This is a genomic window from Planctomycetota bacterium (assembly GCA_018242585.1).
GTDB lineage: Bacteria > Planctomycetota > Planctomycetia > Pirellulales > PNKZ01 > JAFEBQ01.
This window is the reverse complement of record JAFEBQ010000039.1, coordinates 13,940-37,451: the sequence shown is the minus strand read 5'-3', so window position 1 is coordinate 37,451 and position 23,512 is coordinate 13,940. Positions and strand designations below refer to the sequence as shown.

At 62.1% G+C, this 23,512-nt stretch carries 24 protein-coding genes; 18 read left to right on the top strand and 6 right to left on the bottom strand.

Going from position 1 to position 23,512, the window contains the following annotated elements:
* Positions 1-184: 184 nt before the first annotated feature.
* The 6 genes from JSS27_18110 to JSS27_18085 all read left to right on the top strand — a co-directional run bounded on the left by JSS27_18110 (position 185) and on the right by JSS27_18085 (position 6,609).
* The gene (locus JSS27_18110; GenBank protein ID MBS0210861.1) at positions 185-868 is read left to right on the top strand and encodes a hypothetical protein; all 684 of its coding nucleotides are present in this window, start codon (positions 185-187) and stop codon (positions 866-868) included.
* A 34-nt stretch (positions 869-902) separates the two neighbouring features.
* A complete protein-coding gene (locus JSS27_18105; protein MBS0210860.1) occupies positions 903-1,187 on the top strand; it encodes a hypothetical protein in 285 nt (94 codons plus the stop codon).
* 622 nt (positions 1,188-1,809) lie between these two features.
* Complete coding sequence (nusB, locus tag JSS27_18100; GenBank protein ID MBS0210859.1) at positions 1,810-2,232, top strand: transcription antitermination factor NusB; 423 nt, start codon at positions 1,810-1,812, stop codon at positions 2,230-2,232.
* Between the two features lie 105 nt (positions 2,233-2,337).
* On the top strand, positions 2,338-3,273 hold the full coding sequence (gene ftsY / locus JSS27_18095; protein ID MBS0210858.1) for a signal recognition particle-docking protein FtsY: 936 nt from the start codon (positions 2,338-2,340) through the stop codon (positions 3,271-3,273).
* Between the two features lie 452 nt (positions 3,274-3,725).
* On the top strand, positions 3,726-5,240 hold the full coding sequence (locus JSS27_18090; protein ID MBS0210857.1) for an outer membrane beta-barrel protein: 1,515 nt from the start codon (positions 3,726-3,728) through the stop codon (positions 5,238-5,240).
* Between the two features lie 1,021 nt (positions 5,241-6,261).
* Complete coding sequence (locus JSS27_18085; GenBank protein ID MBS0210856.1) at positions 6,262-6,609, top strand: P-II family nitrogen regulator; 348 nt, start codon at positions 6,262-6,264, stop codon at positions 6,607-6,609.
* 77 nt (positions 6,610-6,686) lie between these two features.
* On the opposite strand, the gene tatC is transcribed toward JSS27_18085, so the two are convergent.
* Positions 6,687-7,736: a twin-arginine translocase subunit TatC gene (tatC, locus tag JSS27_18080; protein MBS0210855.1), complete on the bottom strand. Its 1,050-nt coding sequence runs from the start codon at positions 7,734-7,736 to the stop codon at positions 6,687-6,689.
* A 109-nt stretch (positions 7,737-7,845) separates the two neighbouring features.
* Here tatC and JSS27_18075 point away from each other — a divergent pair, with 109 nt between their 5' ends.
* From JSS27_18075 to JSS27_18055, 5 genes are all read left to right on the top strand, one after another.
* The gene (locus JSS27_18075; GenBank protein ID MBS0210854.1) at positions 7,846-8,820 is read left to right on the top strand and encodes a class I mannose-6-phosphate isomerase; all 975 of its coding nucleotides are present in this window, start codon (positions 7,846-7,848) and stop codon (positions 8,818-8,820) included.
* A 293-nt stretch (positions 8,821-9,113) separates the two neighbouring features.
* Positions 9,114-9,395 carry a hypothetical protein gene (locus JSS27_18070; GenBank protein ID MBS0210853.1) on the top strand — a complete coding sequence of 94 codons (282 nt, stop codon included), beginning with the start codon at positions 9,114-9,116 and terminating at the stop codon, positions 9,393-9,395.
* A 138-nt stretch (positions 9,396-9,533) separates the two neighbouring features.
* The gene (locus JSS27_18065) at positions 9,534-9,845 is read left to right on the top strand and encodes a hypothetical protein (GenBank protein ID MBS0210852.1); all 312 of its coding nucleotides are present in this window, start codon (positions 9,534-9,536) and stop codon (positions 9,843-9,845) included.
* 285 nt (positions 9,846-10,130) lie between these two features.
* Positions 10,131-11,168 carry an rRNA pseudouridine synthase gene (locus tag JSS27_18060; protein MBS0210851.1) on the top strand — a complete coding sequence of 346 codons (1,038 nt, stop codon included), beginning with the start codon at positions 10,131-10,133 and terminating at the stop codon, positions 11,166-11,168.
* Positions 11,169-11,224: 56 nt separating this feature from the next.
* A complete protein-coding gene (locus tag JSS27_18055; protein ID MBS0210850.1) occupies positions 11,225-12,091 on the top strand; it encodes a dihydroorotate dehydrogenase electron transfer subunit in 867 nt (288 codons plus the stop codon).
* 46 nt (positions 12,092-12,137) lie between these two features.
* Here JSS27_18055 and rpsT read toward each other — a convergent pair whose 3' ends face one another.
* Complete coding sequence (gene rpsT / locus JSS27_18050) at positions 12,138-12,413, bottom strand: 30S ribosomal protein S20 (protein ID MBS0210849.1); 276 nt, start codon at positions 12,411-12,413, stop codon at positions 12,138-12,140.
* A 127-nt stretch (positions 12,414-12,540) separates the two neighbouring features.
* Complete coding sequence (locus tag JSS27_18045; GenBank protein MBS0210848.1) at positions 12,541-13,983, bottom strand: hypothetical protein; 1,443 nt, start codon at positions 13,981-13,983, stop codon at positions 12,541-12,543.
* Positions 13,984-14,226: 243 nt separating this feature from the next.
* On the opposite strand from JSS27_18045, the gene cobA reads away from it, so the two are divergent.
* Complete coding sequence (gene cobA / locus JSS27_18040; protein MBS0210847.1) at positions 14,227-15,747, top strand: uroporphyrinogen-III C-methyltransferase; 1,521 nt, start codon at positions 14,227-14,229, stop codon at positions 15,745-15,747.
* 103 nt (positions 15,748-15,850) lie between these two features.
* The gene (locus tag JSS27_18035) at positions 15,851-16,612 is read left to right on the top strand and encodes a hypothetical protein (protein MBS0210846.1); all 762 of its coding nucleotides are present in this window, start codon (positions 15,851-15,853) and stop codon (positions 16,610-16,612) included.
* Between the two features lie 92 nt (positions 16,613-16,704).
* On the opposite strand, the gene JSS27_18030 is transcribed toward JSS27_18035, so the two are convergent.
* Positions 16,705-16,887 (bottom strand): hypothetical protein, encoded by a 183-nt coding sequence (locus tag JSS27_18030; protein MBS0210845.1) that lies wholly within the window; start codon positions 16,885-16,887, stop codon positions 16,705-16,707.
* 208 nt (positions 16,888-17,095) lie between these two features.
* Between JSS27_18030 and JSS27_18025 the strand changes: the two genes are divergently transcribed.
* Genes JSS27_18025 through coaD form a run of 4 tightly spaced genes read left to right on the top strand, consistent with a single transcriptional unit; the run spans position 17,096 to position 20,040 of the window.
* Complete coding sequence (locus JSS27_18025) at positions 17,096-18,262, top strand: aminotransferase class V-fold PLP-dependent enzyme (GenBank protein MBS0210844.1); 1,167 nt, start codon at positions 17,096-17,098, stop codon at positions 18,260-18,262.
* Positions 18,263-18,320: 58 nt separating this feature from the next.
* Positions 18,321-18,833, top strand: a complete 513-nt coding sequence (locus JSS27_18020) for a hypothetical protein (GenBank protein ID MBS0210843.1) — start codon at positions 18,321-18,323, stop codon at positions 18,831-18,833.
* A gap of 37 nt (positions 18,834-18,870) precedes the next feature.
* Positions 18,871-19,476, top strand: a complete 606-nt coding sequence (locus JSS27_18015) for a hypothetical protein (protein ID MBS0210842.1) — start codon at positions 18,871-18,873, stop codon at positions 19,474-19,476.
* A gap of 60 nt (positions 19,477-19,536) precedes the next feature.
* Positions 19,537-20,040 carry a pantetheine-phosphate adenylyltransferase gene (gene coaD / locus JSS27_18010; protein MBS0210841.1) on the top strand — a complete coding sequence of 168 codons (504 nt, stop codon included), beginning with the start codon at positions 19,537-19,539 and terminating at the stop codon, positions 20,038-20,040.
* Positions 20,041-20,242: 202 nt separating this feature from the next.
* On the opposite strand, the gene JSS27_18005 is transcribed toward coaD, so the two are convergent.
* Together JSS27_18005 and JSS27_18000 are read right to left on the bottom strand one after the other, a co-directional pair.
* Positions 20,243-21,316 (bottom strand): protein arginine kinase, encoded by a 1,074-nt coding sequence (locus JSS27_18005; GenBank protein MBS0210840.1) that lies wholly within the window; start codon positions 21,314-21,316, stop codon positions 20,243-20,245.
* 83 nt (positions 21,317-21,399) lie between these two features.
* Positions 21,400-21,900 (bottom strand): UvrB/UvrC motif-containing protein, encoded by a 501-nt coding sequence (locus JSS27_18000; protein MBS0210839.1) that lies wholly within the window; start codon positions 21,898-21,900, stop codon positions 21,400-21,402.
* 365 nt (positions 21,901-22,265) lie between these two features.
* On the opposite strand from JSS27_18000, the gene JSS27_17995 reads away from it, so the two are divergent.
* The gene (locus tag JSS27_17995; GenBank protein ID MBS0210838.1) at positions 22,266-23,288 is read left to right on the top strand and encodes an exo-alpha-sialidase; all 1,023 of its coding nucleotides are present in this window, start codon (positions 22,266-22,268) and stop codon (positions 23,286-23,288) included.
* Positions 23,289-23,512 lie beyond the last annotated feature (224 nt).

The window sequence follows — 23,512 nt, the reverse complement described above, 5'->3', positions numbered from 1 at the left end:
GGCTCTGCCGGTGGTTGCTGACTGCTTGCAAGAGGCCGGGTCGCATGTCATTCTAGAGCCGCCAGAGACGGAAAGGTTCGTATTTGTCGCACGATCGATTGTCGCTAATATGCCGCCCCACCCGCTGGGGCCACGTCCAAGCAAATATGGTGGCCTACAATTTGCTTAGGGACTGATTACGACCATGCGACTGCCAGAACTTACCGAATTCGCGCTTGAGCGGCTTTCCGCCTGCGCAACTTTCCATGTCGCCGATCGCGCTGTCCTTGAAGACCTAGCGAAGCGGCCGGGGGGCGGTGTCTATGTGCAGGCTGACGGTGGCTTGATCGACGGCAAGAAAACGCTTGTTCGCTTAATCATCGAACCGAGCGACGCAGATACCGGCCACTTTCACATGGATTATGGATTTGCCGAAGATTTTGCGCGCCGAGGAATGGATGATTTGAGCGCGGTATCGATTGACCGACTAAGCGAACTTGTTGAGCCATTTTTTGGTCAATCTGTAGAGGTGTTTCTGCAAGGTGCATTTTTATGGCCGGTTGAATCGCTGCCGCGACGTGGGATCGTCACAATGCTACTTGGCATTGAGATGGAGTCATGTGGCTCGGCCATGCGATTAAAGGCGGCCGAAATGGAGATCGAAAGCGACAGCTTTTCGTCGGTTAGCTGGAAGCAAATTGGCGAATGTTTGCAGGTCACGATTGAAGCGGAAACTGCGACGAACATCAGCGCGGATTATCTGGTGCAGTTGTCAGGGTTTATTTTTGACGGATTCGATTGCTTCATACTTGAATCGTCAGGGGCAAAAACAGAGCATGCCAGCACAGAACGACTTAACCCGTTGCCGCGAAAATTGGCTGGACAATAGCCATTGCCGTACGCGCCATGTTGAATTTCGATGCATGAGCGCCGCGAACTCACCTGCGCTCAAAGGACGATTGGAGCGCACGATAATCAATCGCGGCGTCCAGGAGCTTGCGCAGCGACTGCAAATGATAGAGATGCAGCGTGAATTGGACACGCTACGCGCTACCGTCACGTCACTTCTGCAGTACGTCGACCGGGCAGAGCATGCCGCCGCCATGCGCATCACCGAAATCAACCCGCCAACGTCAACATGGCTAAAGTTGGCACAGGTATCTGGTAAACCGGCGAACCTTAGCGAACCGATGGATCGCCCCTGGTAGTTGCTAAGGTGTGTCGTGCCACTTCCAAGACACGGCCAGCTTATCTGGTTAGATATACCGGACGATCAGGGCAGTCCACCTAGCCGTCATCCGGTAATCATTGTCAGCTCAGATTCCGACATCAAGGTTGAGCCGACTATTGCAGGAATAGGATGTTCTCATTCGTCGACCTGGCGCAATCCACAGCCTGACTGCTGGATACCGGTTCCACACCATCCTCGCGGCATTTGTCAAACAAAGCTACGGAAGCCGACTGTAGCGATATGCACATGGGTCGTCGCGGTGCCAAATGTCTCATACTCCGCTGAGGACATTGGTGGCTTTCTGCCCAAGACACTTCTTGAGGACATAATCAAGACTGCCTTGGCCATTCCATTTGGCTGCACGCCTGCGGTTTCGTGCGAACACGAACTCAAATGCAAGCCGCCCAAGTCGCCATAGGAAGTGGAACCAACGATTCAATTGCCAAATTGAGTGAAGCGTCGGACTGCACGACCTGCACCGGCGGCAAATCGCCAAACCCGCACACTTCTGGTAAACTTTGACGTCTGGTTTCGTTTGTTTGCCGCGCCTTTCAAATCAGGGCGCGGCCCATGATCGCCCATTCAACAGCAAAGCTGATATGTCGCGTCGTAGTCGTGCTCGTGAAGTCGTGCTGCAGGTTCTGTTTCAGGACGACCTGAACACCGGGGCCAACCCCGCCGTGTCCGATGAGTTCTTGCAGCAGCGGCTGCGCGTGCCCGAGTTGGTTGAGTTGGGGCGCAGCCTGCTGAGCGGCGTTCGTCGCAACCGGGGCGAGCTTGACGCCTTACTGGCCAGCACGGCCGACAACTGGTCGCTCGACCGGATGGCCGGCACCGACCGGAACATTCTGCGGCTGGGGGCCTTCGAGATTCTGTACACCGACACGCCCGACCGGGTGGCGATCAACGAAGCGGTCGAACTGGCCAAGCGGTTCGGTACGGCCCATTCGGCCCAGTTCGTCAACGGCATTCTCGACCGGCTGATGAATCGCCAGCCGGGCGGCCAACCGCCAACGGGCTAACAGTCACTCATTTCATCGGGCCGCCGCCGGCCGCGGGGGCATTCGCTCGCACACCTCCGGCGGACAAGCATCGCTGAATCGGCAACGCCAAGGAAACAGTTCGGCATGGGATGGTTTGACAAGCTCAAAGACGGCCTCAAGAAGACCACCCGGTTGCTCAACACCGACATTCGCGACTTGTTCAAGTCGGAAGGCCGGCTGGTCGACGACGCCTTCCTCGAGCAACTTTACGCCACGCTCATCAAGACCGATGTCGGCGTCCAGGCCACGACCGCGGTCGTCGATGACATTCGCACGGCCTTCCGCGGGCGCGTCGTCGAGATGTCCGACGTGCTGGCGCATATCAAGACAAAGTTCAAGACGCTGATGTCCCACTTGGGCGCGCCGGTCACCATGGCCACGAGCGGGCCGACCGTCGTGCTAGTGGCGGGGGTGAACGGGGCGGGCAAAACAACATCCATCGCCAAGCTGACCCAGTGGTTCAAGTCGCAAGGCAAATCGGTGGTGCTCGGCGCCGGCGACACGTTTCGCGCCGGCGCGATCGAGCAGTTGACGATCTGGGCTGGGCGATTGGGGGCCGACATCGTGACCGCGCCAGCCAACAGCGACCCCGCCAGCGTGGCCCATCGGGCCGTGGCTCGCGCGCTCGAAACCGGCGCCGACGTGTGCATTGTCGATACGGCCGGACGTTTGCAAACGCAAAAGAATCTGATGGCCGAGTTGGAGAAGATTCGCCGCGTGATCAGCAAGCAGATCGCCGACGCGCCGCACGAGGCGCTGCTGGTTCTTGACGCCACGACCGGCCAGAACGGCATCAGCCAGGCCAAGCACTTCACCGAGGCGGTGCAATGCACCGGCATCGTGCTGGCCAAGGTCGACGGCACCGCCAAGGGGGGAGTCGTCGTGGCGATCGCCCAGCAGATGGGATTGCCCGTCAAGTTCATCGGCGTCGGTGAAAAGGCCGACGATCTGGCGGTCTTCGACCCGGGCGAGTTCATTGACGCGATGTTCGCCGACGCCTCGGCGGACGAGACGAAGTAATCCGACGCATTCAGTTTGGGTGGCGGCGGGGCACGTCATTTCGCGCCCGGTATTTCATGCCGCTGGCCATTCTTCCACGCTTTCTCTCGGCGCCTGATCGCCGGAACTGACTTCGACACTGCTTGATCCCGCTAGCAGGGACAGCCTGTCGCCTGTGGTTGCCACCCGCCGTTGCGAGCGGCACGACCGAATCGAACGGCACAACGACTTTTCAGTCCCAATGCTGTGAATAGTCCGCAAACTTTGCGCGGCTTACCAGTAAATTGCGACAACTCCACGATTTGCGCTGGGACGGGTGTGGACTTGCTCGAAAAACCAGCCCGATACCGTAAGTAGCAAACCAAAGGTGCGGCCTGCGCCGTCATTATTTGTTTGCCCCAAGCCACGGATGAGAAGCTTGCGTTTTTGGCGGGCGCCTGCTTCGTTTTCAGTTTCTAACGGAGCCTCAGGCAATGAAGTTCGCGAAAACCACCCTGGCCGCCGCCATCTTCGCGCTGTTTACCGGCGCGAGCGTTCAAGCGCAGCAAGCGACCGGCGGGCTGGCCCCGTCGTCGCCCTTCGCGACCAAGAAGGTTGCGTACGACCGCTATTATCCCGACGAGCCCGCCTCGCCCAGCGACGCGCCCGCCGCCAAGGAGTCGTGCGCCCCGCCCGCGGCGCCCTGCGGTGAAGAAGGCTGCTCCGAAGCCCCGGAATGCGTCTCGTGCTACAGCGAGAAGTACGATCCGGTGCGCGTGTTCGACAACAATCGCATCGCCAAGAAGTTGCGTTGGCAGACTCAAGGCTGGATCGCCCAAAGCTACACGGGCAACTTCTACAACCCGGCCAACCGCTTTAACGGCCCGGTCACCTGGACCGACCGCTCGAACGACTACCAGATCAACGAAATCTCGATCATCACCGGCCGTACGCCCGACACCGGCGGCTGCGGTTTTGACTGGGGCTTCCAAAGCTTCACGATGTTCGGCTCGAACGCCCGCTTCGATACGAGCAACGGCTTCGAAGACAAGATCAACAAGGGCTCGGGCTACACGCTGAACGCGTGGGCCTTCCCGGCGTTGAACTTCCAGTTGGCCTACAACGACCTGAAAATCACCGCCGGCCGCTTTGTGTCGCCGGTCGGTTTCTATACGGTCGGTACGGTGCTCAACTTCTTCAACACGATTCCCTATACCTACCAGTGGGGCGAGCCGTTCACCCACACCGGCGTGTTGGCTCAGTATCAGATTACTGATGACCTGAACCTCGGCGCTGGTATCACTCGCGGTTGGGACAACACGGGCAACTTCAATCCGGGCGCCCAGTGGCTCGGCACCGTGACCCGCAACAATCTGTTGAAGGAAGGCGATTCGCTGGCGTGGGTTGGCATGTACAGCAACGAACCGACTGCCGCCAATGCGCCGACTCCGCAACTGCTGGCCGACGGCTCGACGACCTACAACGGCCAGTTCTCATTCGCTGGCCGTTACTTCCAAACCTTGGTCTACAGCCGCCCGATCAACGAGAAGTTGACGTACATCTTCCAGAGCGATTTTGGCAACCAGGCCAATGCGTTTGGCGATGGCCGCGCCGCTCACTGGTTTGGCGTGAACCAATACTGGTACTACAAGGTTAACAATTGCTGGTCGTGGGGCTTCAACTTCGAGTGGTTCCGCGACGACCAGGGCTTCCGCGTCGGCGGCTTCCTGCCAAACTACGGCAATGCCGTGGTGGGCTCGACCGCGACCGGCAACGGCTCGTTCGTCCGTGGCCTGCCGCTGACCACCGGTGGCTTTGCGGGTAACTTCCTGCAAACCACGTTCGGCCCGCGCTGGACTCCGAACCCGAACCTGGTCATTCGCCCCAACATGCGTTGGGACTGGTATGTGGGCAACCCCAGCACGATTGACGGCGTGACCATGCCGTACGTCGATGGCACCCGCACCCAACAAGGTATCCTCGGCATCGACGCCGTGGTTCTGTTCTAAGTTCCGCCGGCAGCCGCTTGCGGTTGCCCAGAGGACGACAATTACGAAACGCCCGCGTGAGACTGCTCACGCGGGCGTTTCTTTTTTGGCGCGGCGCGTGGCGCCAGGACGGTTGACCAATGGAGGCCCTCGTGGCCCTTCCTGGTCAGTTGTCAGTGGTCCGTTGTCAGTTGTGGTCTGATTCTGGCTAATTGCGAATTGCTAGCCGCTTGCAGATTACCACTGACAACGGACAACTGACCACGGACGGCCGGATATCGCCGGCCCTTTGCTTACGACGATAGCGGCCAGTGCCTGACGATCGGGCAATTGCCAGGCGCGATCAGCGGCCGCCAATTTCCCACAACGCGGCCAAAACAAGTTGCAACATCTTGTTTTTCAAGCACTAACAACAATCTGCCCGCGCGATGTGCGAGTTCTGGCACGCGAGTTGCTTTTCTCTTTGTCGGCGTGCGATGCGTTACCCGCAGGCGGGGCCCCGCCTGCGGGTAATTTTTTAAGCGGCAACTGCCGCGAAATGAACTGGGCCGGTTCTCACTCAACCGGGACCGCGCTGCGCGACGACGGTTCGATACGACTTTATGAAATCAACGCGTCAAGCTCGGCTTTGCCCGCTTGACTGCTTCTTGAGTTCAGAAGGATGCCCCTTTGACCTGGGCGGGATCTCCGCCTAGCCCGTCCAGGTCTGGAGCTTCTTTCATTTTCTGAACGGCGCTTTCCCGAACTGTTCACGCTTCCCGGCCGCGAACTTCTCCGCTGGCCGAGCCCTCGGACGTGGCAACTACCACTTGTTCGCGCCGCGTGACACACGGCTGCCTCGCGATCCCTTCGTCATTCGGATTTCGTCATTCGTCCTTTCCCAAGTGGTGGTCGGTTTCTCCCCGACGGCCCCCCCAACCCAGCAAATCACGGTCAAATCAGCGACTCGGGCCGGGTGGCTTGAGTGCCACGCGCCCTCGGGCTACGATTGCCGTAGGCGTGTGTTCGGAAGCTCGATTCCCTTGCCGAGACCTGTTGCTTCATGAAGCTGATCATCGCGATTATTCAGCCCAGTCGTCTTGAGGCGGTCAAGGCGGCCCTGACAGAAGTCGAGGTGTTCCGCCTGACCGTCATGGATGTCCAAGGTTTCGGCCGCCAGAAAGGGCACACCGAAACCTATCGCGGACACGAGTTCTCGGTGAACTTGCTGCGCAAGGTGCAGCTCAAGATCGCCGTCAACGAGGAGTTCGTCGAGCCGACGATCAACGCCATTATCAAGGGGGGCCGCTCGGGCCCGACCGGCGAAATCGGCGACGGCAAGATCTTTGTCCTGCCGCTGGAAGACTGCATCCGCATTCGCACCGGCGAACGGGGCACGGATGCGATCTGAGTAGCGATTAGCTATTAGCGGCTAGCGATTAGCCAAATGCAGTCCCGCGAAGCGGTCCTCTTTCTAATCGCTAATTGCTAGCCGCTAATCGCTTCCGGATCAATTCCCGTGCCGCGGCGCGGCATCAGCTTGCACAACTGCACGCCGCCGAAATAGAGCCCGGTCAGCGGGATCGCCATCAGCAGCAAGCTATACGGATCGGCCGGCGTCAGGATCGACGAGATGACAAAGATCACCAGCACGGCGATCTTCCATTGCGCGGTGTACATCTCGACGGTGATGATGCCGATTCGTTCCAGAAACAGCATCACCAGCGGCAACTGAAAGCTGACGCCAAAGCCAATTGGCAACAGCAGCACGAAGCCCAGCCATTCGCTGATCCGCGGATCGGGATCGATGCCCATCGATCGGTTAAAGCTGAATAAGAAGCTCAGCACAGGTCCAAACACGAACCAGTAAGCCAACAGCACACCTGCGAAAAAAAGCCCCAGACTGAACGGCAAAAAGATGTGAATGTAACGCCGTTCGTGCCGATAGAGCCCCGCCGCTACAAACGACCAGAGGTAGTACAGCACAAATGGGCTCGACAGAATCAGCCCAGTCACCAGCGAGGCCTTCAGCCAGATCGAAAACATTTCGCTGACGCCCAGCGCCAGGATCGAGATTCGCTTGTCCTGATCGATCGGGTGCCAGTACAGGATGGGCTCGAGCGACTGCTTGTCGGCCGCCACTTTCGCACCAGCCTTTTCCAGCCCCAATGCCTGGCGAATCAGCACCGGATGAATGTACTGAATCTCGAAAATCATCTGTTGCTTGTACAACAGATCATTGACCTGCTCGACCGTGTAGGGGACCGGCTTATCGAGCTTTTTCCAAGCTTCTTCAAATTCCGAGAACTGTTCGAGCGAGCTTTCTTGATAATACTCCTGCAACGCCTTTTCGAGCGGCGCCTTGATGATCGCCACCGCATACTTACCTACAAACATGCCCACGCACGTGCCGATGAACAGCGCGATCACGGCCTTGAACAGCACCACGCGCAGCTCGTCCAGGTGCTCGCCGAACGTCATCGTCGATTCGGAGAACAGATCTTCGTCGCGTTTCGGCGAAGTCATCGCTAATGGCATGTACCGCGGCTCCCACCACTGTCCCAGGACCGATCCAGACTTGCTATTCTAGTCCCCCGGTGCGACAAAGTGAACGCAACCACCCGCCATCCTTGGGGCCTTTTCCGCCGTGAGCCACCCGCTGTACCCGTTACGATTCGAGCCAATTTTACGCCGCTACTTGTGGGGTGGCCGACGCTTGGCCACTGTTCTGCACAAGCCGTTGCCGCCGGGTGACGATTATGCCGAGAGTTGGGAACTTTGCGATCGTAAGGATGATCAGAGTGCCGTCACCGCCGGCCCGCTGCGCGACGCGACGCTGGGCGAGTTGGTCCAGACTTGCGGGCGCGACTTGCTGGGACGCCACGCGCCGCTCGACCGTTTTCCGCTGTTGATCAAACTGCTCGATGCCCAAAAAGTCCTGTCCGTCCAGGTTCATCCCCACGACGCCCAGGCCGCGTTGCTGTCGCCGCCTGATCTGGGCAAGACCGAGGCCTGGCTGGTGCTGGCCACCGAGCCGGGCAGCGTGATCTATGCCGGGCTCAAGCGCGGCTTCGACCGTCACGCGCTCGAACGTGAAATCAACCGCGGCACGTGCGAACTTTGCCTGCACCGCTTCGAGCCCCAGGTCGGCGACTGCCTGTTCATTCCGGCCGGCACGGTTCACGCGCTCGGCGCAGGTCTGGTCATTGCCGAGGTGCAACAGTCGAGCGACGTCACCTACCGGCTTTACGATTGGAACCGAGTCGGCGCCGACGGCCGGCCGCGCCCACTGCACGTGGAAGCGGCACTTGATGTGATCGATTTCGACCGCGGCCCGGTGAACCCGATCCGTCCCGAACCAACCGAGCGGCCACAGATCGAACAGCTTGTCGCCTGTGACAAGTTCGTGCTCGAACGCTGGCAGTTGCACGAGCCGCTGACCACGCCGGCCGACAACGAGTGCCGCGTGCTGCTGGTCGTGGCGGGCCAGGTCGACGTGGCGGGCGACCCATCGGGCGAACCGCTCTTGATGGGACAAACGATGTTGCTCCCCGCCTCACTCGGCGCGGTGCAAATCCGTCCGCGTGGCACCGCCACGATCCTTTGTGGCCGCTTGCCCTGAGCGCAGCCCTCGCGACAAACATCCCTCCCTTCCAGGGAGGGACTGAGGGAGGGCAAACGCATTCGCGGCCGAAAACGCATCCGACCAGGACTCAGGGCTCGCACTTAATCAATGGTTCCACCGCCCGCACAACCGGCACAGTCAACGGTAGCGAATAGGCCAGCGGAAACCGATTGAATGAAGCCGAGAATGATGTCTGGTCGATGCTAGCAAGTAGCGTTCCCTTGCCGGCGCACGACGCCGGCTGACTCCTCCGCCGCATCAGCAACCGGGCAGGCCCAGGACCGTTGACCATGCGACGCCTGCCGATCCTTGCCCTGCTCGCGGTCGCCACGCTTCTGGCGGGCTGTAAAGGGACGCAGATGCCCCGCCTGTTCGGCGCGCCGCCCGCCTGGTTCCAGCGCAAGCAGGCCGAGGTCTTTGACCCGTACCCGTTGGACGACGCTGGCCCGTCGAACCACGGCGGCAGTGTGGCCTCGGACATCCGGCCACGCGACTTCACCGCCCCCTCGGCCGAAGTGAAGCGCGCCCAGCAATCGCCCTACGCTCCGTATCAGCGATTCAAAGGCGAGTAAACGCACCGGCCGCCAGGATGCTGGCGCTGCTCGCATCATCTGCCCTGGCCGCGCTATCGGTGCGCACCTATACTCTCGCCCCGCGCTGCGACCACTTGGGTCGGCGCTCAAGTCTTTGAGAGCCAGGTGCCCCTCATCATGTCAACGTACTCGCTGCGTCATGCGGCGCGAGTCTTCACGCTCGCTATCTTAGCCGCGTCGTCCGGCTGTGTCTGGGGCGGAAAGATGGGCCTGCGCGAACAGATCACGGCCCCCGGCACGGCCCAGGAACAACAGACTCGCGCGAAGCGCTTCGATCCTTACTTACGCAATGACACCGAAACGATGGCGCTCAGTGACGTCCGCCCGCGCGACTATACCGCGCCGCTGAGCGACACCGAGATTTCACGGACGGAGCGATCCAAATGGGTAGGTCAGCGCACCAAAACACTTGAGCCGCAAACCGACTAAGCGCCACGCACACGCGCGCGGGCCTATGGCCCTGCGGCTAAACGGGGACACGCTTAGCGATTTGATCCCCTCTCCACCCCCCGAAATCTTCTCTCCAATATCCTCCCTCTCTCTGCGGCTCTTCTCCGCGACCTCTGCCGTGGAACCTCCTTTTCTCACGTCGTGTCGTAGTGCCGTCGTGGTTGGTCTTTTCGGGGCTGCTGCGCCCCTGGGATGGCGTGCTGCGCTCGCGTATGATGGGTGCTGTCGGCATTTTGACCGAGAACCCTGACTGCGCTACGCACCATGAGCGAATCGAAACCGCGCGGCACGCGCCGCCCCAAGCTCCGCCGCAAACCCAAGGCTAGCGCCGCGCCGTCGAGCGCGCCGACCGACGGAGCGCAACGCCTGCAAAAGGTCCTGGCCGCGGCCGGCGTTGGCAGCCGCCGCGACTGTGAAACCCTGATCACCACCGGCCGCGTCGAAGTCGATGGCCGGCTGGTCAACGTGCTGGGCACGAAGGTCGATCCCCACAAGCAGCAGATTCGTGTCGATGGGCAGCCGATCAAGCTCTCGCGCCGCGTTCACTACGCGGTCTACAAGCCGCCGGGCATCATCTCGACGCACAACGACCCTTCGGGGCGCCCACGCGTGATCGACCTGTTGCCGCCCAGCGACGATCATCTGTTCACCGTCGGTCGCTTGGACGTGTCGAGCGAAGGGTTGATCCTGGTGACCAACGATGGCGAGTTGGCCAACCGGCTGGCGCATCCGCGCTACGGCGTTGAAAAGACGTACCAGGTGCTCGTCGCCGGGCAGCCGGGCCTCGAAGTGCTCGAAAAAATGCGCAAAGGGGTTTACCTGGCCGAAGGGCGCGTGCATGCCGAACGCGTCGAGATCAAGCTGCAGCACAAGCACAGCACGATTCTCGAGTTGGTTCTGGACGAAGGGCGCAACCGCGAGGTGCGCCGCATGTTGGCGCGACTGGGTCACAAGGTGATGCGCTTGCGGCGGATCGCGATCGGGCCGCTGCGGCTTGGCGACTTGCAGCCCGGCGAGTTCCGCCGGTTGACTTCGTCCGAGGTCGAAATGCTCCGCCGCGCCACCCACGGCGACGCGCGCCGTCGCCGCGAAGAACACGCGGCCGAAGAGCCCGTGCGTCACGAGCCGTTGCCGCCGCTCGGTCCCAACGCCGCTCGGCGTTCGAAGCCCGCGGACAAGCCTGCAGCGCGGGGCGGTCGCAAGAGCCAGCGGCTGAAGGCTGGTCCCAAGTCAAGCGCGCGACCGGGTACGAACTCGCGCCGCGCGCGGGGCCAGAATCGCCAACGATCCCAGGGAGAGTGAACGTGGGGCACGGTCACGCTACGGAACACGGGCACGCCGCGGAACACGGACATGGCATGGAGCCCTGTTACGCCGATCGGGCCTGGTGCGGCTCGGTCATGGTTGTCGAGAACGTGCAACTGGCGCGCGACACGTACCGCGTCCGGTTCGAGGCCCCCGAGATCGCCCAGCGGATCGTGCCGGGGCAGTTTCTCATGCTCCGGCTCGCCGGCTGGAACGACCCGCTGTTGGGCCGGCCATTGGCGCTGTACGACACGGTGTTGAACGGCGCAGGTCAGCCGACTGGCCTGGATGTCGTGTATCTGGTCACCGGCAAGATGACCCGTCGCTTGGCGGCTTTTCAGCCGGGACAAACGCTCGACGTGTGGGGGCCGCTGGGGAACGGCTTCGCGCCGGCCCGCGGCGGCACGCTACTCATGGTGGCCGGCGGCATTGGTCAGACGCCGTTCATGGCGCTGGGGCGCGAGGCGCTCGGCCTGCGCAGCTATGGCGTCGGCGGGCGCGAGACCCAGCGTGCCGAGCGCGTGGTCCTGTGCTATGGCGCGCGCAGCGCCCCGTACCTGGCCGGGCTCGACGAGTTCCGCGCCCTGGGACTGGAACTACGGACCAGCACTGACGACGGCACGGCGGGGCATCATGGCCGCGTGACCGATCTGTTGAATCAGGCGCTCGACGAGCAGCCAGCCAATCCGCGGATCGTTTGCTGTGGCCCCGAGGTGATGATGCACGCCGTGGCCAAGATCGCGGCCCAGCGCCACGTGCCGTGCCAGGTGTCACTCGAAACACCGATGGCCTGCGGCATTGGCATTTGCTTTACCTGTGTCGCCAAGGTGCGCGACGAAGGCGCTTCCGCGGAATGGGATTACCGCCGCACGTGCGTTGAAGGTCCGGTGTTCGATTCCCACCGGATCGTCTTTGACTGAGCGTTTGACGCCGCTGGCGGATCGCTAGTCGGCGAAACCGTTAGCCTTACTTCGCGGCGGCTTTGGCCTTCTTGGCGAATTTGGCCATCCGCGACTTGATCCGCGCGGCGGCGTTCTTGTGAATCACGCCCTTGGCGGCGGCCTGGTCGGCGCGCTTGGTCACCAACGACACGGCGGCGGCCGACTTTGTGGCGTCGGTCCCCTTGGAGGCCTCGCGGGCCTTCTTGACTTCGGTCTTCAGCGTCGACTTGACGTTACGATTGCGGGTCCGGCGCTCCAGACTCTGGCGGAGACGCTTCTTGGCACTCTTGGTATGCGGCATGGCTGCTCAAAACGAATACGGTGTGACGGAAATACGGTTTGACAGACAAACCGCGTGACAAAACGAAAAACGACCGCGTCCAAGCCGGCTCTGGCAAGAAGCCAAATCCTGGCTGGCGGCAGGTCGATTACAGATCGGCCGGGTCGCCGCCATCTTCGCGTAATTTGGCCAGCTTGTCTAGCCACTGGGCCACGTCCTTATAGCCAAAATCGAGCCCCGCCAGGTCCGACAACAGCTTGTCGCCCTTATCCAATTCCTTCAAATGCACGGCCAGCTTGCCGGCGTTGTAGAGGGCGTCTTTTTTCAGTTCGATGTCCTTGTCGCCGAACTCGGCGCTCGCCTTTTCGAAGCTATCGAGCGCCATCTTGTATTGTTTGATGAAGGCAAAGCACTGTCCCAGCGACAGGTACACGTGTCCGCGTCGCTTCAGGTCGCTGCGGCAATCCTGGAACAGCTTGATCGCTTCGCCAAACTTCTTGGCCCGCTGCAAGCGAACCGCCAATTCGTACTTGAAGTGCATGTTCGTCGGATACCGCTCGCAGCGGCTGGCGTAAATCGTCACTTCCTTGGCGTTCAGGTCGGCCTTCAAGTTGTTGTACAGGTTGACGGCCGCTTCGGTCTTCTCGTCGCGAGCCTTCTTCTCGGCCTGGATCAAGGTCTGTCGCGCCACGCGCAGTTGCACGTCTTCGACCCGCTCGCGAATCGTCAGGTCGCCCCCCCCCGAGGCCTGCAACGCCCGCTGAAGAATCTCTTCGGCCTTGGCGAATTGCTCGTCGCGCTGGTAGAAGTCGCTCAACTCGACATAGGACGCCATGTTGGTCGGCTCCTTATCTATCGCCCGCATCATCCGCTCTTCGAGCGTCATGCGTCCTTCGTCTTCGTCACTGGTCGCCTTGTTCAACCGCACGTCCTTGGTCGACTGGGCCTCCTCGTAGCCACCCTTGTGGATCGTCTTTTCGACGGCCAGGTTGTTCATCGCCCGGATCGCTTCTTCGTCGGTCGGCTTGGCATTCTTGACGCGCTGCCAGCAGGACATCGCCTGGTCAAAGTGCCCGGTTCGTCCCAGCGCACGCGCGTACACACGGTTGATGTTCGTGTCGTTGTGATCGGCGTCGAAGGCCAACTTCAGGTATTCCAACTGGCAATCATCCGCCTTCAGGGTTTCACAGGCGTTGCCAATCTCGACCAGCGTCCCGGTATCCCAAGGATTGATCTTCAGGATTTCGATGCCGCTGGTGATGATCGTCACCCAGTTCTTCGTCAGCTTGGTCTTTTGCAGGGCGGTCTTCATGCCGGCGGTCTTCATACCGGCCAGCGTGGCCCCCTTCTTGTTGTTGTTGTATTTCTTGACCAGATTGGCCAGAAAGCTCCGCACATACTCCGGGTTGCCCGGGTCGCCGATCACGCACTGGGTGAACATCTCGGTGGCGTAGTCAAATTGACCGGCCGCCGCCACCTTGGCCCCCTGCTGGAAGCAGCGCTGAAAAACTTGGCGCTTCTGCGGCGGAACGGGGGGAAGCCCTTCCGGCTCGCCATCTTTTTTCGGTTCTTCGCTTGTCGACTTAGCCATGCGTGGTCTTCAATTCTAGCGGTCTGCTATTCTAGAACAGTGAGTATCGATGCCGTCCGCGACGGTTGCCGTGCGTATCGGCCGCGGAACAGGGGTGAACGACCTAAACGAGCACAATCCCGAGAATCTCATCTCCAGGGTTGCTAAAACGACATTTTACGCCCCCCAACACGCCAACTCAACCAGCCGCCCGGGCCGCGACCGTCGGCCCCTGGCCCCACGAAAAGCGATCCCTGACACCCGATGAACGTCAAGGCCCCTCAAACTGGACGCGTCTACCTGGTCGGCGCCGGCCCCGGCGACCCGGGACTGCTGACCGTGCGCGGCGCCGAACTGCTGGGCCGGGCCGACCTCGTGCTGTACGACTATCTGGCCAACCCGGCGATCCTCGAACATGCCGCGTCCCACGCCGAGTGCGTCTGTCTGGGACGCCACGGGCGTGACACGCTGCTACCGTTGGAGGAAGTCACGCGAATGATGGTGGCCGCCGCCCGGGCCGGCCGCACCGTGGTCCGCCTCAAAGGGGGCGACCCGGCGGTCTTTGCCCGGCTGGCCGAGGAAGTCGACGCCCTGGTGGCCGCCGGCGTGCCGTTCGAGATCGTGCCCGGCATCACCACCGCCCTGGCCGTGGGAACCCATGCCGCGATTCCCCTGACCCATCGGCACCACGCCTCGGCCGTGGCGCTGGTCACCGGTCACGAAGAGGGAGACAAGGCCACGTCGGCGATCGACTATGCCGCGCTGGCCCGCTTTCCAGGCACGTTGGTCTTTTACATGGGAGTCACCCAGGCACCCCACTGGACGCGAGCCCTGATCGACGCCGGTATGTCGGCCGAGGCGCCGGCCGCGATCGTGCGGCGCTGCTCGCTCCCCGATCAGGCTGTCTGGCGCTGCACGCTAGGTGAGGTCGCCGCCACGATCACGCGCGAACACATCCGCCCGCCGGTCATTGTCGTCGTGGGTCGCGTGGCCGGCTTGGAACCGGTCGGCCAATGGTTCGCCGAGCTTCCGCTGCACGGTCAAACGGTCCTCGTCACGCGCCCGATCGAACAGTCCGACGCCACCGCCCACGCGCTGGCCGAACTGGGTGCCAACGTCCTTGTTCAGCCGGCCATCGCGATCACCGAACCGGCTGATTGGCGACCGGTCGACGCCGCGCTGCAAAAGATTCAGCAATACGACTGGCTGGTCTTTTCGAGCGCCAACGGCGTGCGGGCCGTGATGAGCCGGTTGGCCCACCTGGGACACGACGCGCGACGGCTCGGCCCAGTGCAATTGGCCGCGATTGGTCCGGCCACGGCGGCGGCGCTGGCCGAGTACCACCTGCACACCGATCTCGAGCCCGGGGAATACCGGGCCGAAGCCTTGGCCGAGGCGCTGGTGCCCGAGGCGGCTGGACGCCGATTCCTGTTGGCACGAGCCAGCCGCGGGCGCGAGGTGCTGGCCGAAATGCTCCGGGCCGCCGGTGCGATCGTCGACCAAGTGATCGTCTATCAAAGCGCCGACGTCCGCGAGCCCGACGCCGAGATCGGCGCCGCGCTCGACGCCGGGCGCATCGACTGGGTCACCGTCACCAGTTCGGCCATTGCGCGATCGCTCAGTGCCATGTTCGGCCCGCGTTTGGTCCAGACCAAGCTCGCCAGCATCAGCCCACTGACTTCGGCGACTTTACGAGAAGTGGGACTGTCCCCCGCCGTCGAGGCGGCCTCGTACACCACCGCGGGGCTGATCGATGCCATCATTAACTCTCGGAAGAACCGTTAAACCTTTCCACGCTTGCCAAACGTCGGGCCAACGTGCAGGGGGCTGCTAGCGATTGCCGATCTGATTCGAGGGTCGTTTCTGTTCACCCCTCGGAATCGGCGCTATGTCGGCAACTCAACAGACTGCGGTCCTGACGATCGTCAACACCTCGGGCCTTTCGGCCGATGAGGCCGGAGCCGGCGCGGCACCCCTTGCCGAGCTGTTGCAAGAGGCCGGCGTGTCGGCCGCGTGGAGCATCGCGGGCTCGGTCAGCGAGCAACTGCTTGAACGCTTGAGCGAAGCCGGCCAGCAACTCGCTCCACATGTCGTGGCGAGCGGATCGTCGGACGCCGGCGCGTTGGCCATCGCCCAACTGCGTCAACAGATTTCACGTTTGCGCCGATTGGGCGTCGTTGCCCCGTTGGCCGCCGTGGATGCGGCCGACGAGCAGGCAGCCGAACTCGTTCTCGGCGCCGGGGTCGGCATCTCGACCATCTGTGAAGCCTCGCCCATGCCTCGTGCGGGCTTGTTCGCCCGACTGGTCGGGCGTGGACAGCATTCGTCACGGCACACGGCGCTGCGCCGCTTGCGGAGCGGCTTGTGGCAACTGACCCCGGCGCTCGACTTGCTCGACACGTCAGGGCGCGAGGTGTCGCGACTGGGGCAATTGGCCGCCGGCCAGAAGCTGCGGCTCAAGGCTGTGGCGATCGACGCCGCCCAGTTTGCCGCCAATGGGGTGCGTCACGGCCTGCGGCTGGTCCGGCTGTGGGAGCAGATGGACGCCGACCCGGCGGTTGAGCTATTGCCGGCCGCCGAGTTTGTCGCCCGGCTGCAAGAGCAAGTCTCCGGCCAACCCAGCCGATCGATCCTCCGCCGGGCCGCGTAACGACAATCTCGCGGAATGTTCACCAAGCTGGCGGCTATGCCGCCAAATCACGGCGACAGAGTCGCCGGCTTGGAGCAAGGATAGTGATACCGCTACGGCTGCTCGCGGAACGATTGCCAACTGAGGAAGGCCAGAATGACCGAGCAGGCGATAAAGCCGTAGTCCATCGTGGGACTGGCTTTCTTGAACGGGATTTCCATCGCCAGGTCGAGCCCGAACACCACGATCAAGCCGAGTGCCAGGATCAGGGCAATAATCGAGAACGCTTTGGCCATGGTGTGCGGAACGCCCAGGTGCAGCAGCGAGTCAGTCGAACCAACAGCCCGCGGGCCGAGTCCGATTAGGCAGAAACGATGGTTGTAGGGTAATCTGAGGCAGGGCCGGCGTCGAGACGGTGAGCCGGGCGATTTGCCTCGGTTTTTGCCCGAATTGGCCGCCCCGCCCTGACGACTTTTCGCCACTCGTCTGCCCGGAGCCGCGCCCATGACCCGCCAGGTTTCCACTTCGGCCACCGGCGCGCCGCGACTCGACTGGCAGGCCTTTCGCCGCTTGATGCCGGTGGCCGAGCGGTGGGCCTATTTCGATCATGCCGCCGTTGCTCCGCTAACCGCGCCGGCGCAAAAAGTCCTGGCCGATTGGGCCGCCGACGTGGCCGCCAACGGCGACGTCTATTGGCCGCGCTGGGCGCAGGGCCTGCCCCAGGTGCGCCGCACGGCGGCCGAGTTGATTGGCGCCGACGCCGACGAGGTCGCCCTGGTGCGCAACACGACCGAAGGAGTGAACCTGGTGGCCGAGGGATTTCCCTGGCAGCCGGGGGATAACCTGGTCACGCTGGCCGACGAGTTTCCGACCAATCAGTACGCCTGGCTTAACTTGGCCAGTCGCGGCGTCGAGACGCGCCGGCTGCCAACGACCAACGGGCGATACGATCTGGCCGACCTAGCCGCGCTGTGTGACCAGCGGACTCGGTTGATCAGCATCAGTTGGGTGAACTTTGCCCACGGTTGGCGCAACGACCTCGACGCGCTGGCCGAGCTGGCCCACTCGCGCGGCGCGTATCTGTTCGTCGACGCCATTCAGGGGCTGGGGGTGCTGCCGCTCGATGTGCGGCGCACGCCTGTCGACTTTCTGGCCGCCGACGGGCACAAGTGGCTGTTGGGGCCCGAAGGGGCCGGCCTGTTCTACCTGCGTCGCGAGCACTTGGACTTGCTCCGTCCGCTGGGCGTGGGCTGGAACAGCGTCGTCGGCTCACACGACTTCAGCCGGATCGACTTTCGCCTCAAGCCTTCGGCCGAGCGCTACGAAGGGGGCACCTGGAACATGGGCGGGCTGTTGGCAATGGGAGAGAGCTTGAAACTCCTGGCCCAGCTTGGCACGGCGGCCTGTGAGGAGCGTATACTGCACCTGACCGACCAGGCGTGCGAGCGGCTGGGCAGCGTGGGGGCCGAGATCATGAGCGATCGCTCTGGCCCGCGCCGCAGCGGCATCGTCTCGTTCACGGTCCCGGGGCGTGACCCCCAGGAGCTTCGCGCGCAGGCGATCAAACAGGGCGTGGTGCTCAGTTGCCGCGGGGGTGGACTGAGAATCAGCCCGCACGTTTACAACGATGAAACCGATGTGGACCGATTGATCGCCGCCATCACGCAGTAATAGTCGTATCCGATCGAGTGTTAGGCCGAACCCTTCCACAACCTCTGCGAGACACACCATGGATTTCTCCAACCAGCCTGCGCCGCAAAACCCATACGCCGCCGGAGGCTCGCCGTCGGATACGCCCCCCGAGGAAGTTGGCATGGCCAAGCAAATCAAAATCGTGGCGATCTTGATGATGATTAATGGGGGCATCTGTTTGCTGACAGGGCTGTTCTACGTTGCCATCGGCTTCGCCGCCCCCAATATGTTCGACGCAGACCAGATCAAGCAAATGCAAGCCCAGCAACCTGGCCAACAGCACCTCGATCCGGAAACGCTTAAGTGGATGATGATTGGCATTTACGGTGGCATGGGCTCGGGGGGCATCATCGCGGGCCTGTTGCAGTTGCCGGCCGGACTGCGGAACCTTCGTTACCGTGGTCGCACGTTCGGCATCGTGGCATTGATCCTGGGCATGATTGCCGCTTCGACCTGCTACTGCGCCCCGACGTCGATCGCCTTGTGCGTGTACGGCATGATCGTCTACATGAACAACGACGCGAAAGCCGCCTTTGCCGCCCATTCGTGATGCGTTCTCGAACATTCCACACTGGTAATCACTGAACGTGGACAATCCTTATCAGTCGCCATTCTCCTCGGGCCTCGCGCAGTCGCAGTCCCCCGCCGGCGCGATCGTCGGCCGCGCCAAGCAGATTCGCATTGTGGCGGTGCTGATGATAGTGAACGCGGGCCTGTTGCTGGTGATGGCCGCGATTCTTGGGGTCATGGCCGTCTTTCTTCCTCCGGTGATGGCCGATATCGAGAAGCACAAGCAAGAAGCTCGCGAGCAAATGCAGGAAATGAAGCACAAAGAACTGGAGAAGATCAGGGAGCAGGCTCGTCGTGCGGGCGCGCGGGTCGAAGACGAAGAAGAGGTACCACGGATCAAGGAGCTTCCCGATAACTCGGCGGCCGTTCCGTTTTCTCAGGTGCTTCCCTGGATGTACGGCGGCGTGAGCGCGCTTGCCGCGCTGGTCGCGGGGGTCAATGCGCTGGCCGGCTGGCAAAACTACCACTACCGCGGGCGGGCCTTTGGGTTGATCGCGTTGTTCAGCAATCTGGTGACCATCTTCACCTGTTACTGCGCTCCAACATCCATCGCCCTGATGGTCTATGGGCTGGTCGTTTATCTGAGCGAAGATTCCGAGCGGGCCTTCGCGAATAACTCATAATCCGAGATAATTGCAGTCTGATCGACTCACACGCCCACACTGGAAAGACATCACGACACCATGCCAGACGCCGCCCCTCGCACCGCGGTTTATACCGGCTCGTTCGATCCGATCACGCTCGGGCACCTGAACATCATCGAGCGGGCCAGCACGCTGGTCGACCGACTGGTCGTCGGCGTCGGCGTGAACGCGGCCAAGAACGCGCTGTTCGACCCCGACGAACGAGTGGCGCTGGTGCGCCAGTGCGTGCGCCCTTGGCCCAACGTCGAGGTCGAGAAGTTCGACGGGTTGGCCGTCAATTTCGTCCGCTCGTGTGGCGCCCGCGTGATGATCCGCGGCGTGCGACCCCTGCAAGACCTGGAAGCCGAGTTGACCATGATGGTCGCCAATCGGCAATTGGACCCGGGCATTGAAACCGTGGTGCTGATGGCCGACAAGGAGTTCGCCCACGTCAGCAGCTCGCTGATCAAGCAGATCGCGCCGCTGGCCGACGACGAAGAGCTGTCCCACTTCGTGCCGCCGGAAGTGATCGTCGCCGTGCGCAAAAAACTCGCCGGCAACTGATCCGCAGGAATTTGAACCGCAAAGACGCAAAGGACGCGAAGACAAAGCCGGAATTTGAAACGCGGAGAAAGACGATTTAAGCAATCCTTCTCTGTGACTCTCAGCGCCCTCTGCGATTCAAGTGCTCTATTGTATTTTCTTTGCGATCTTTGCGTCTTTGCGGTGAACAAAAGAACCGCGACAGGCCAAATTGCGGCCGGCGTCAGTTGCGGCTGGCGTCGCCGTCGGCCTTGTTCAGCGCGCCGCGTAGATAGCGCGCCCGTTCGATGTTCCGATCGGCGGTGTCCAACTCGACCCCGCGCAGTTTTTGCAGGTGGGCCGGCTGGGTGTGAATGAACAATTGGTTCAGCACCGGGATCTCCAAATCGTGGATCAGCCCCAGGTTCACGCCCATTCGCACGCTGCTCAACAGGTGCATCGTCTCTTCCGAGCTGATCGTCTGGGCCGTGCGCAGAATGCCAAACGCCCGGCTCACCCGATCGTGCAGGTTCTCGTGGCTTTCGCGGACCAGGAACTCGCGCGCTTTGCGTTCGTATTCGATGATCGTCGGCACCACGTCACCCACCTGTTTAAGCAAGTCGGCTTCCGAACGGCCGAGGGTGATCTGGTTCGAAATCTGGTAAAAGTCCCCCATCGCCTGCGAGCCTTCGCCGTACAAACCCCGCACCGCCAGGCTGATTTTCTGTAGCGAACGGAACAGCTTGTCGATCTGCCGCGTGATGACTAATGCCGGCAGGTGGAGCATCACGCTCACCCGCATGCCCGTGCCGACGTTCGTGGGGCAAGCGGTCAAATAGCCCAGCCGCTCGTGAAAGGCGTAGGTCACCGACTCTTCCAAGTGGTCGTCAATCGCGTTGATCGTGTCCCAGGCGGCTTGCAGGTCGAGCCCGCTCTTCATCACCTGCAAGCGCAGATGATCTTCCTCGTTGATCATCACTGAGGCCCGCTCGTCGGGGTCGATGGCCACGCCGCGGGCGTGCTCCCCTTCGGCCAGTTCGCGGCTGATCAATTGCCGTTCGACCAAAAACTGGCGATCGATCGATTCAAGCTTGGCCACGTCCACATAGAACAACGGCGCGTCCCACGAGTCTTGCGTGACGCGTTCCTTGAGCGTTCGCTCGATCTCCGCACGGTCGGCGTTCGAAGCCTTGCTGATGAAGGGGAACTCGGCCAGGTTGCGGGCCAGCCGAATGCGCGTGCTGATCACGATGTCCGACTCGGGGCCGGCGCCGCGCAGCCATTCTCCGCATCCGCGTGAAAAGTCGTCGATATTCACAGCCCGTCCTAACCGTTAGCGAGCCGGCCACGTTGGCCCTGGCTCGTTGATTCGCCACTGCTGATTTGTTTTGCGCTAGCCCGCTATTTGCCGCCTTCGATTTGCCTGATTTCGTCGCGCAGCTTCGACGCCCGTTCGTATTCTTCCGCCTGCACCGCCTCTTTCAACTCGCGCCGCAAGCGGATCAAGTCGGTCTGCCGGTCGGTGCTACCGTGGCTCCGCTTGGGGCGCTTGCCCACGTGCTCGAGCTCGCCGTGAATGTTTAACAACAGCGGGTCGAGTTCTTTCTGAAAGAAGACATAGTCGTGCGGGCACCCCAGCCGACCTTGATTGCGGAACTCGTAGAACGTGATCCCACAAGTTGGGCAGGCTTGCTGATCGAGCCGCTGCAGCTCTTCGGCCGTCTGGCCCACGGCCAGATGCTGGGCCAACGGACCGGTCAGAGTGGGAGTCGTCTGCTCCCCTTCCGACTCGGACAGGTATTCGCGCGCGTGTTCCTCGCACACGTGAAGCTCTTTCGGCTTGCCGCCGATCAGCTCGGTGATGTGGAACTTAGCCGGCTTGTCGCACTTCTGGCACTTCATGGACCGTCGCTGGATAAATCGTGGCTGGCGCGCAAGGAGATCGGGGGGCTGCAAACCACAAAGGGGGGCTTAACGCATCGGAATTCTAACAGTCGCGCCCTAGGTGTCAACGGGGACGCGGCGGCGGCGGCGAGTTGTAACCGCTTGCAAGTGATACAATTGCGTCGGCCACGGCGCGCAACCACTCGTGCGGCGGTAAGGCGGGTATCAGAGTCATCCACGCGACAACGCGCCGGGTAAAACACGGCAAACTGACGTGTCGCCAGCGGCAATGCCGCGCGTCATACTAGCGACGGACAGTTGGCCGCTTACAACGGCCACGCCGACGCCCCCACCGCGCGATACGCCCCACAGGAAGTAACACCATGCTCCGATCCATTCGATTCACGCTCTGTTTCGCCGTGCTCAGCCTGTTCGCCGCCGGCCAGGCGCGCGCCGCCGACAAGGCCCCCTCGACCGACGCTCCCAAGTTGCTGTCAGTTGAACGAATCTGGGACGCGGGCAAGCACAATGCCTTCACCGACCTGATTCGCTTTCGCGACGCCTGGTATTGCACGTTTCGCGAAGCCGACGAGCACGTCGGCGGCGATGGGATGATTCGCGTGCTCCGTTCGGCCGATGGTCGCGAATGGCGCAGCGTGGCCGGCGTCACGGAGAAAGGAATCGACCTGCGCGATCCCAAGTTCTCGATCACGCCCGACGGCCGCTTGATGATCGTCGCCGGCGGCTCGCTCTATCGCGGCACCAAGACGCTGCAAGGTCGCCAGCCTCGGGTGCTGTTCTCGGCCGACGGCGCCAAATGGTCGGCCCCCGAGCGCGTGTTGGACGAAGGACACTGGCTCTGGCGTGTTACCTGGCACAAGGGACGCGCTTACGGCATGTCGTACGTCGGCAAGCCGCGCGACTCGACCGAGGAATGGCCGTTGCGCTGGGTCACGAGCGACGACGGCGTGAAGTGGCGCGAGCTGGCCAAAGTCGACGCCCCAGGGCGTCCCAACGAGTGTACCGTCCGCTTTCGTGACGACGACACGGCCGTGGCGCTGTTGCGACGTGAAGGGGGGAACCAGCACGGCTGGATCGGTACCAGCGCGCCCCCGTACGACAAGTGGAACTGGACCGAGATCGACGCCCGGCTAGGTGGCCCGAACTTCATCATCTTGCCCGATGGCGCGATGTGGGCCGGCAGCCGGTCGCACACGCCCGAGGGCCCGCGCACGGTGCTGGCGCGAATGACCACGACCAGCTACGAACCAGTGCTCACCTTGCCCAGCAGCGGCGATAACAGCTACCCAGGCCTGGTCTGGCACGACAAGCAGTTGTGGATGAGCTACTACTCGTCGCACGATGGCAAGACGAGCATCTATCTGGCCAAGATCGCCCTGCCGTAAAAGTTTGCCCAGCGTCAAAGCCCCGGCACAGACGATCCCCTGCCCCAAGTGCCGACACGACCGGGGTTCTCACACCGCCCCCGGGCGAATAAGCTGGCACCGCCCGCGGCGCGCATCGGGTCCGAACCCCGAGCCTGTTCGCGCCTCTTCAGATTGAGTTCACCGCAAAAACGCAAAGGTCGCAAAGAGAATAAAGGAACATTTGAATCGCAGAGGACGCGAAG

What these genes read in the sequence shown, in the direction of transcription:
- JSS27_18055 (MBS0210850.1), top strand. Translation starts at nt 11,225, where the DNA reads ATGGAGCCCTGTTACGCCGATCGGGCCTGGTGCGGCTCGGTCATGGTT.
- rpsT (MBS0210849.1), bottom strand. Translation starts at nt 12,413, where the DNA reads ATGCCGCATACCAAGAGTGCCAAGAAGCGTCTCCGCCAGAGTCTGGAG.
- JSS27_18045 (MBS0210848.1), bottom strand. Translation starts at nt 13,983, where the DNA reads ATGGCTAAGTCGACAAGCGAAGAACCGAAAAAAGATGGCGAGCCGGAA.
- JSS27_17995 (MBS0210838.1), top strand. Translation starts at nt 22,266, where the DNA reads ATGCTCCGATCCATTCGATTCACGCTCTGTTTCGCCGTGCTCAGCCTG.
- tatC (MBS0210855.1), bottom strand. Translation starts at nt 7,736, where the DNA reads ATGCCATTAGCGATGACTTCGCCGAAACGCGACGAAGATCTGTTCTCC.
- JSS27_18000 (MBS0210839.1), bottom strand. Translation starts at nt 21,900, where the DNA reads ATGAAGTGCCAGAAGTGCGACAAGCCGGCTAAGTTCCACATCACCGAG.
- JSS27_18090 (MBS0210857.1), top strand. Translation starts at nt 3,726, where the DNA reads ATGAAGTTCGCGAAAACCACCCTGGCCGCCGCCATCTTCGCGCTGTTT.
- JSS27_18025 (MBS0210844.1), top strand. Translation starts at nt 17,096, where the DNA reads ATGACCCGCCAGGTTTCCACTTCGGCCACCGGCGCGCCGCGACTCGAC.
- JSS27_18035 (MBS0210846.1), top strand. Translation starts at nt 15,851, where the DNA reads ATGTCGGCAACTCAACAGACTGCGGTCCTGACGATCGTCAACACCTCG.
- JSS27_18110 (MBS0210861.1), top strand. Translation starts at nt 185, where the DNA reads ATGCGACTGCCAGAACTTACCGAATTCGCGCTTGAGCGGCTTTCCGCC.
- nusB (MBS0210859.1), top strand. Translation starts at nt 1,810, where the DNA reads ATGTCGCGTCGTAGTCGTGCTCGTGAAGTCGTGCTGCAGGTTCTGTTT.
- JSS27_18020 (MBS0210843.1), top strand. Translation starts at nt 18,321, where the DNA reads ATGGATTTCTCCAACCAGCCTGCGCCGCAAAACCCATACGCCGCCGGA.
- JSS27_18060 (MBS0210851.1), top strand. Translation starts at nt 10,131, where the DNA reads ATGAGCGAATCGAAACCGCGCGGCACGCGCCGCCCCAAGCTCCGCCGC.
- ftsY (MBS0210858.1), top strand. Translation starts at nt 2,338, where the DNA reads ATGGGATGGTTTGACAAGCTCAAAGACGGCCTCAAGAAGACCACCCGG.
- JSS27_18070 (MBS0210853.1), top strand. Translation starts at nt 9,114, where the DNA reads ATGCGACGCCTGCCGATCCTTGCCCTGCTCGCGGTCGCCACGCTTCTG.
- JSS27_18085 (MBS0210856.1), top strand. Translation starts at nt 6,262, where the DNA reads ATGAAGCTGATCATCGCGATTATTCAGCCCAGTCGTCTTGAGGCGGTC.
- coaD (MBS0210841.1), top strand. Translation starts at nt 19,537, where the DNA reads ATGCCAGACGCCGCCCCTCGCACCGCGGTTTATACCGGCTCGTTCGAT.
- JSS27_18065 (MBS0210852.1), top strand. Translation starts at nt 9,534, where the DNA reads ATGTCAACGTACTCGCTGCGTCATGCGGCGCGAGTCTTCACGCTCGCT.
- JSS27_18105 (MBS0210860.1), top strand. Translation starts at nt 903, where the DNA reads ATGAGCGCCGCGAACTCACCTGCGCTCAAAGGACGATTGGAGCGCACG.
- cobA (MBS0210847.1), top strand. Translation starts at nt 14,227, where the DNA reads ATGAACGTCAAGGCCCCTCAAACTGGACGCGTCTACCTGGTCGGCGCC.
- JSS27_18030 (MBS0210845.1), bottom strand. Translation starts at nt 16,887, where the DNA reads ATGGCCAAAGCGTTCTCGATTATTGCCCTGATCCTGGCACTCGGCTTG.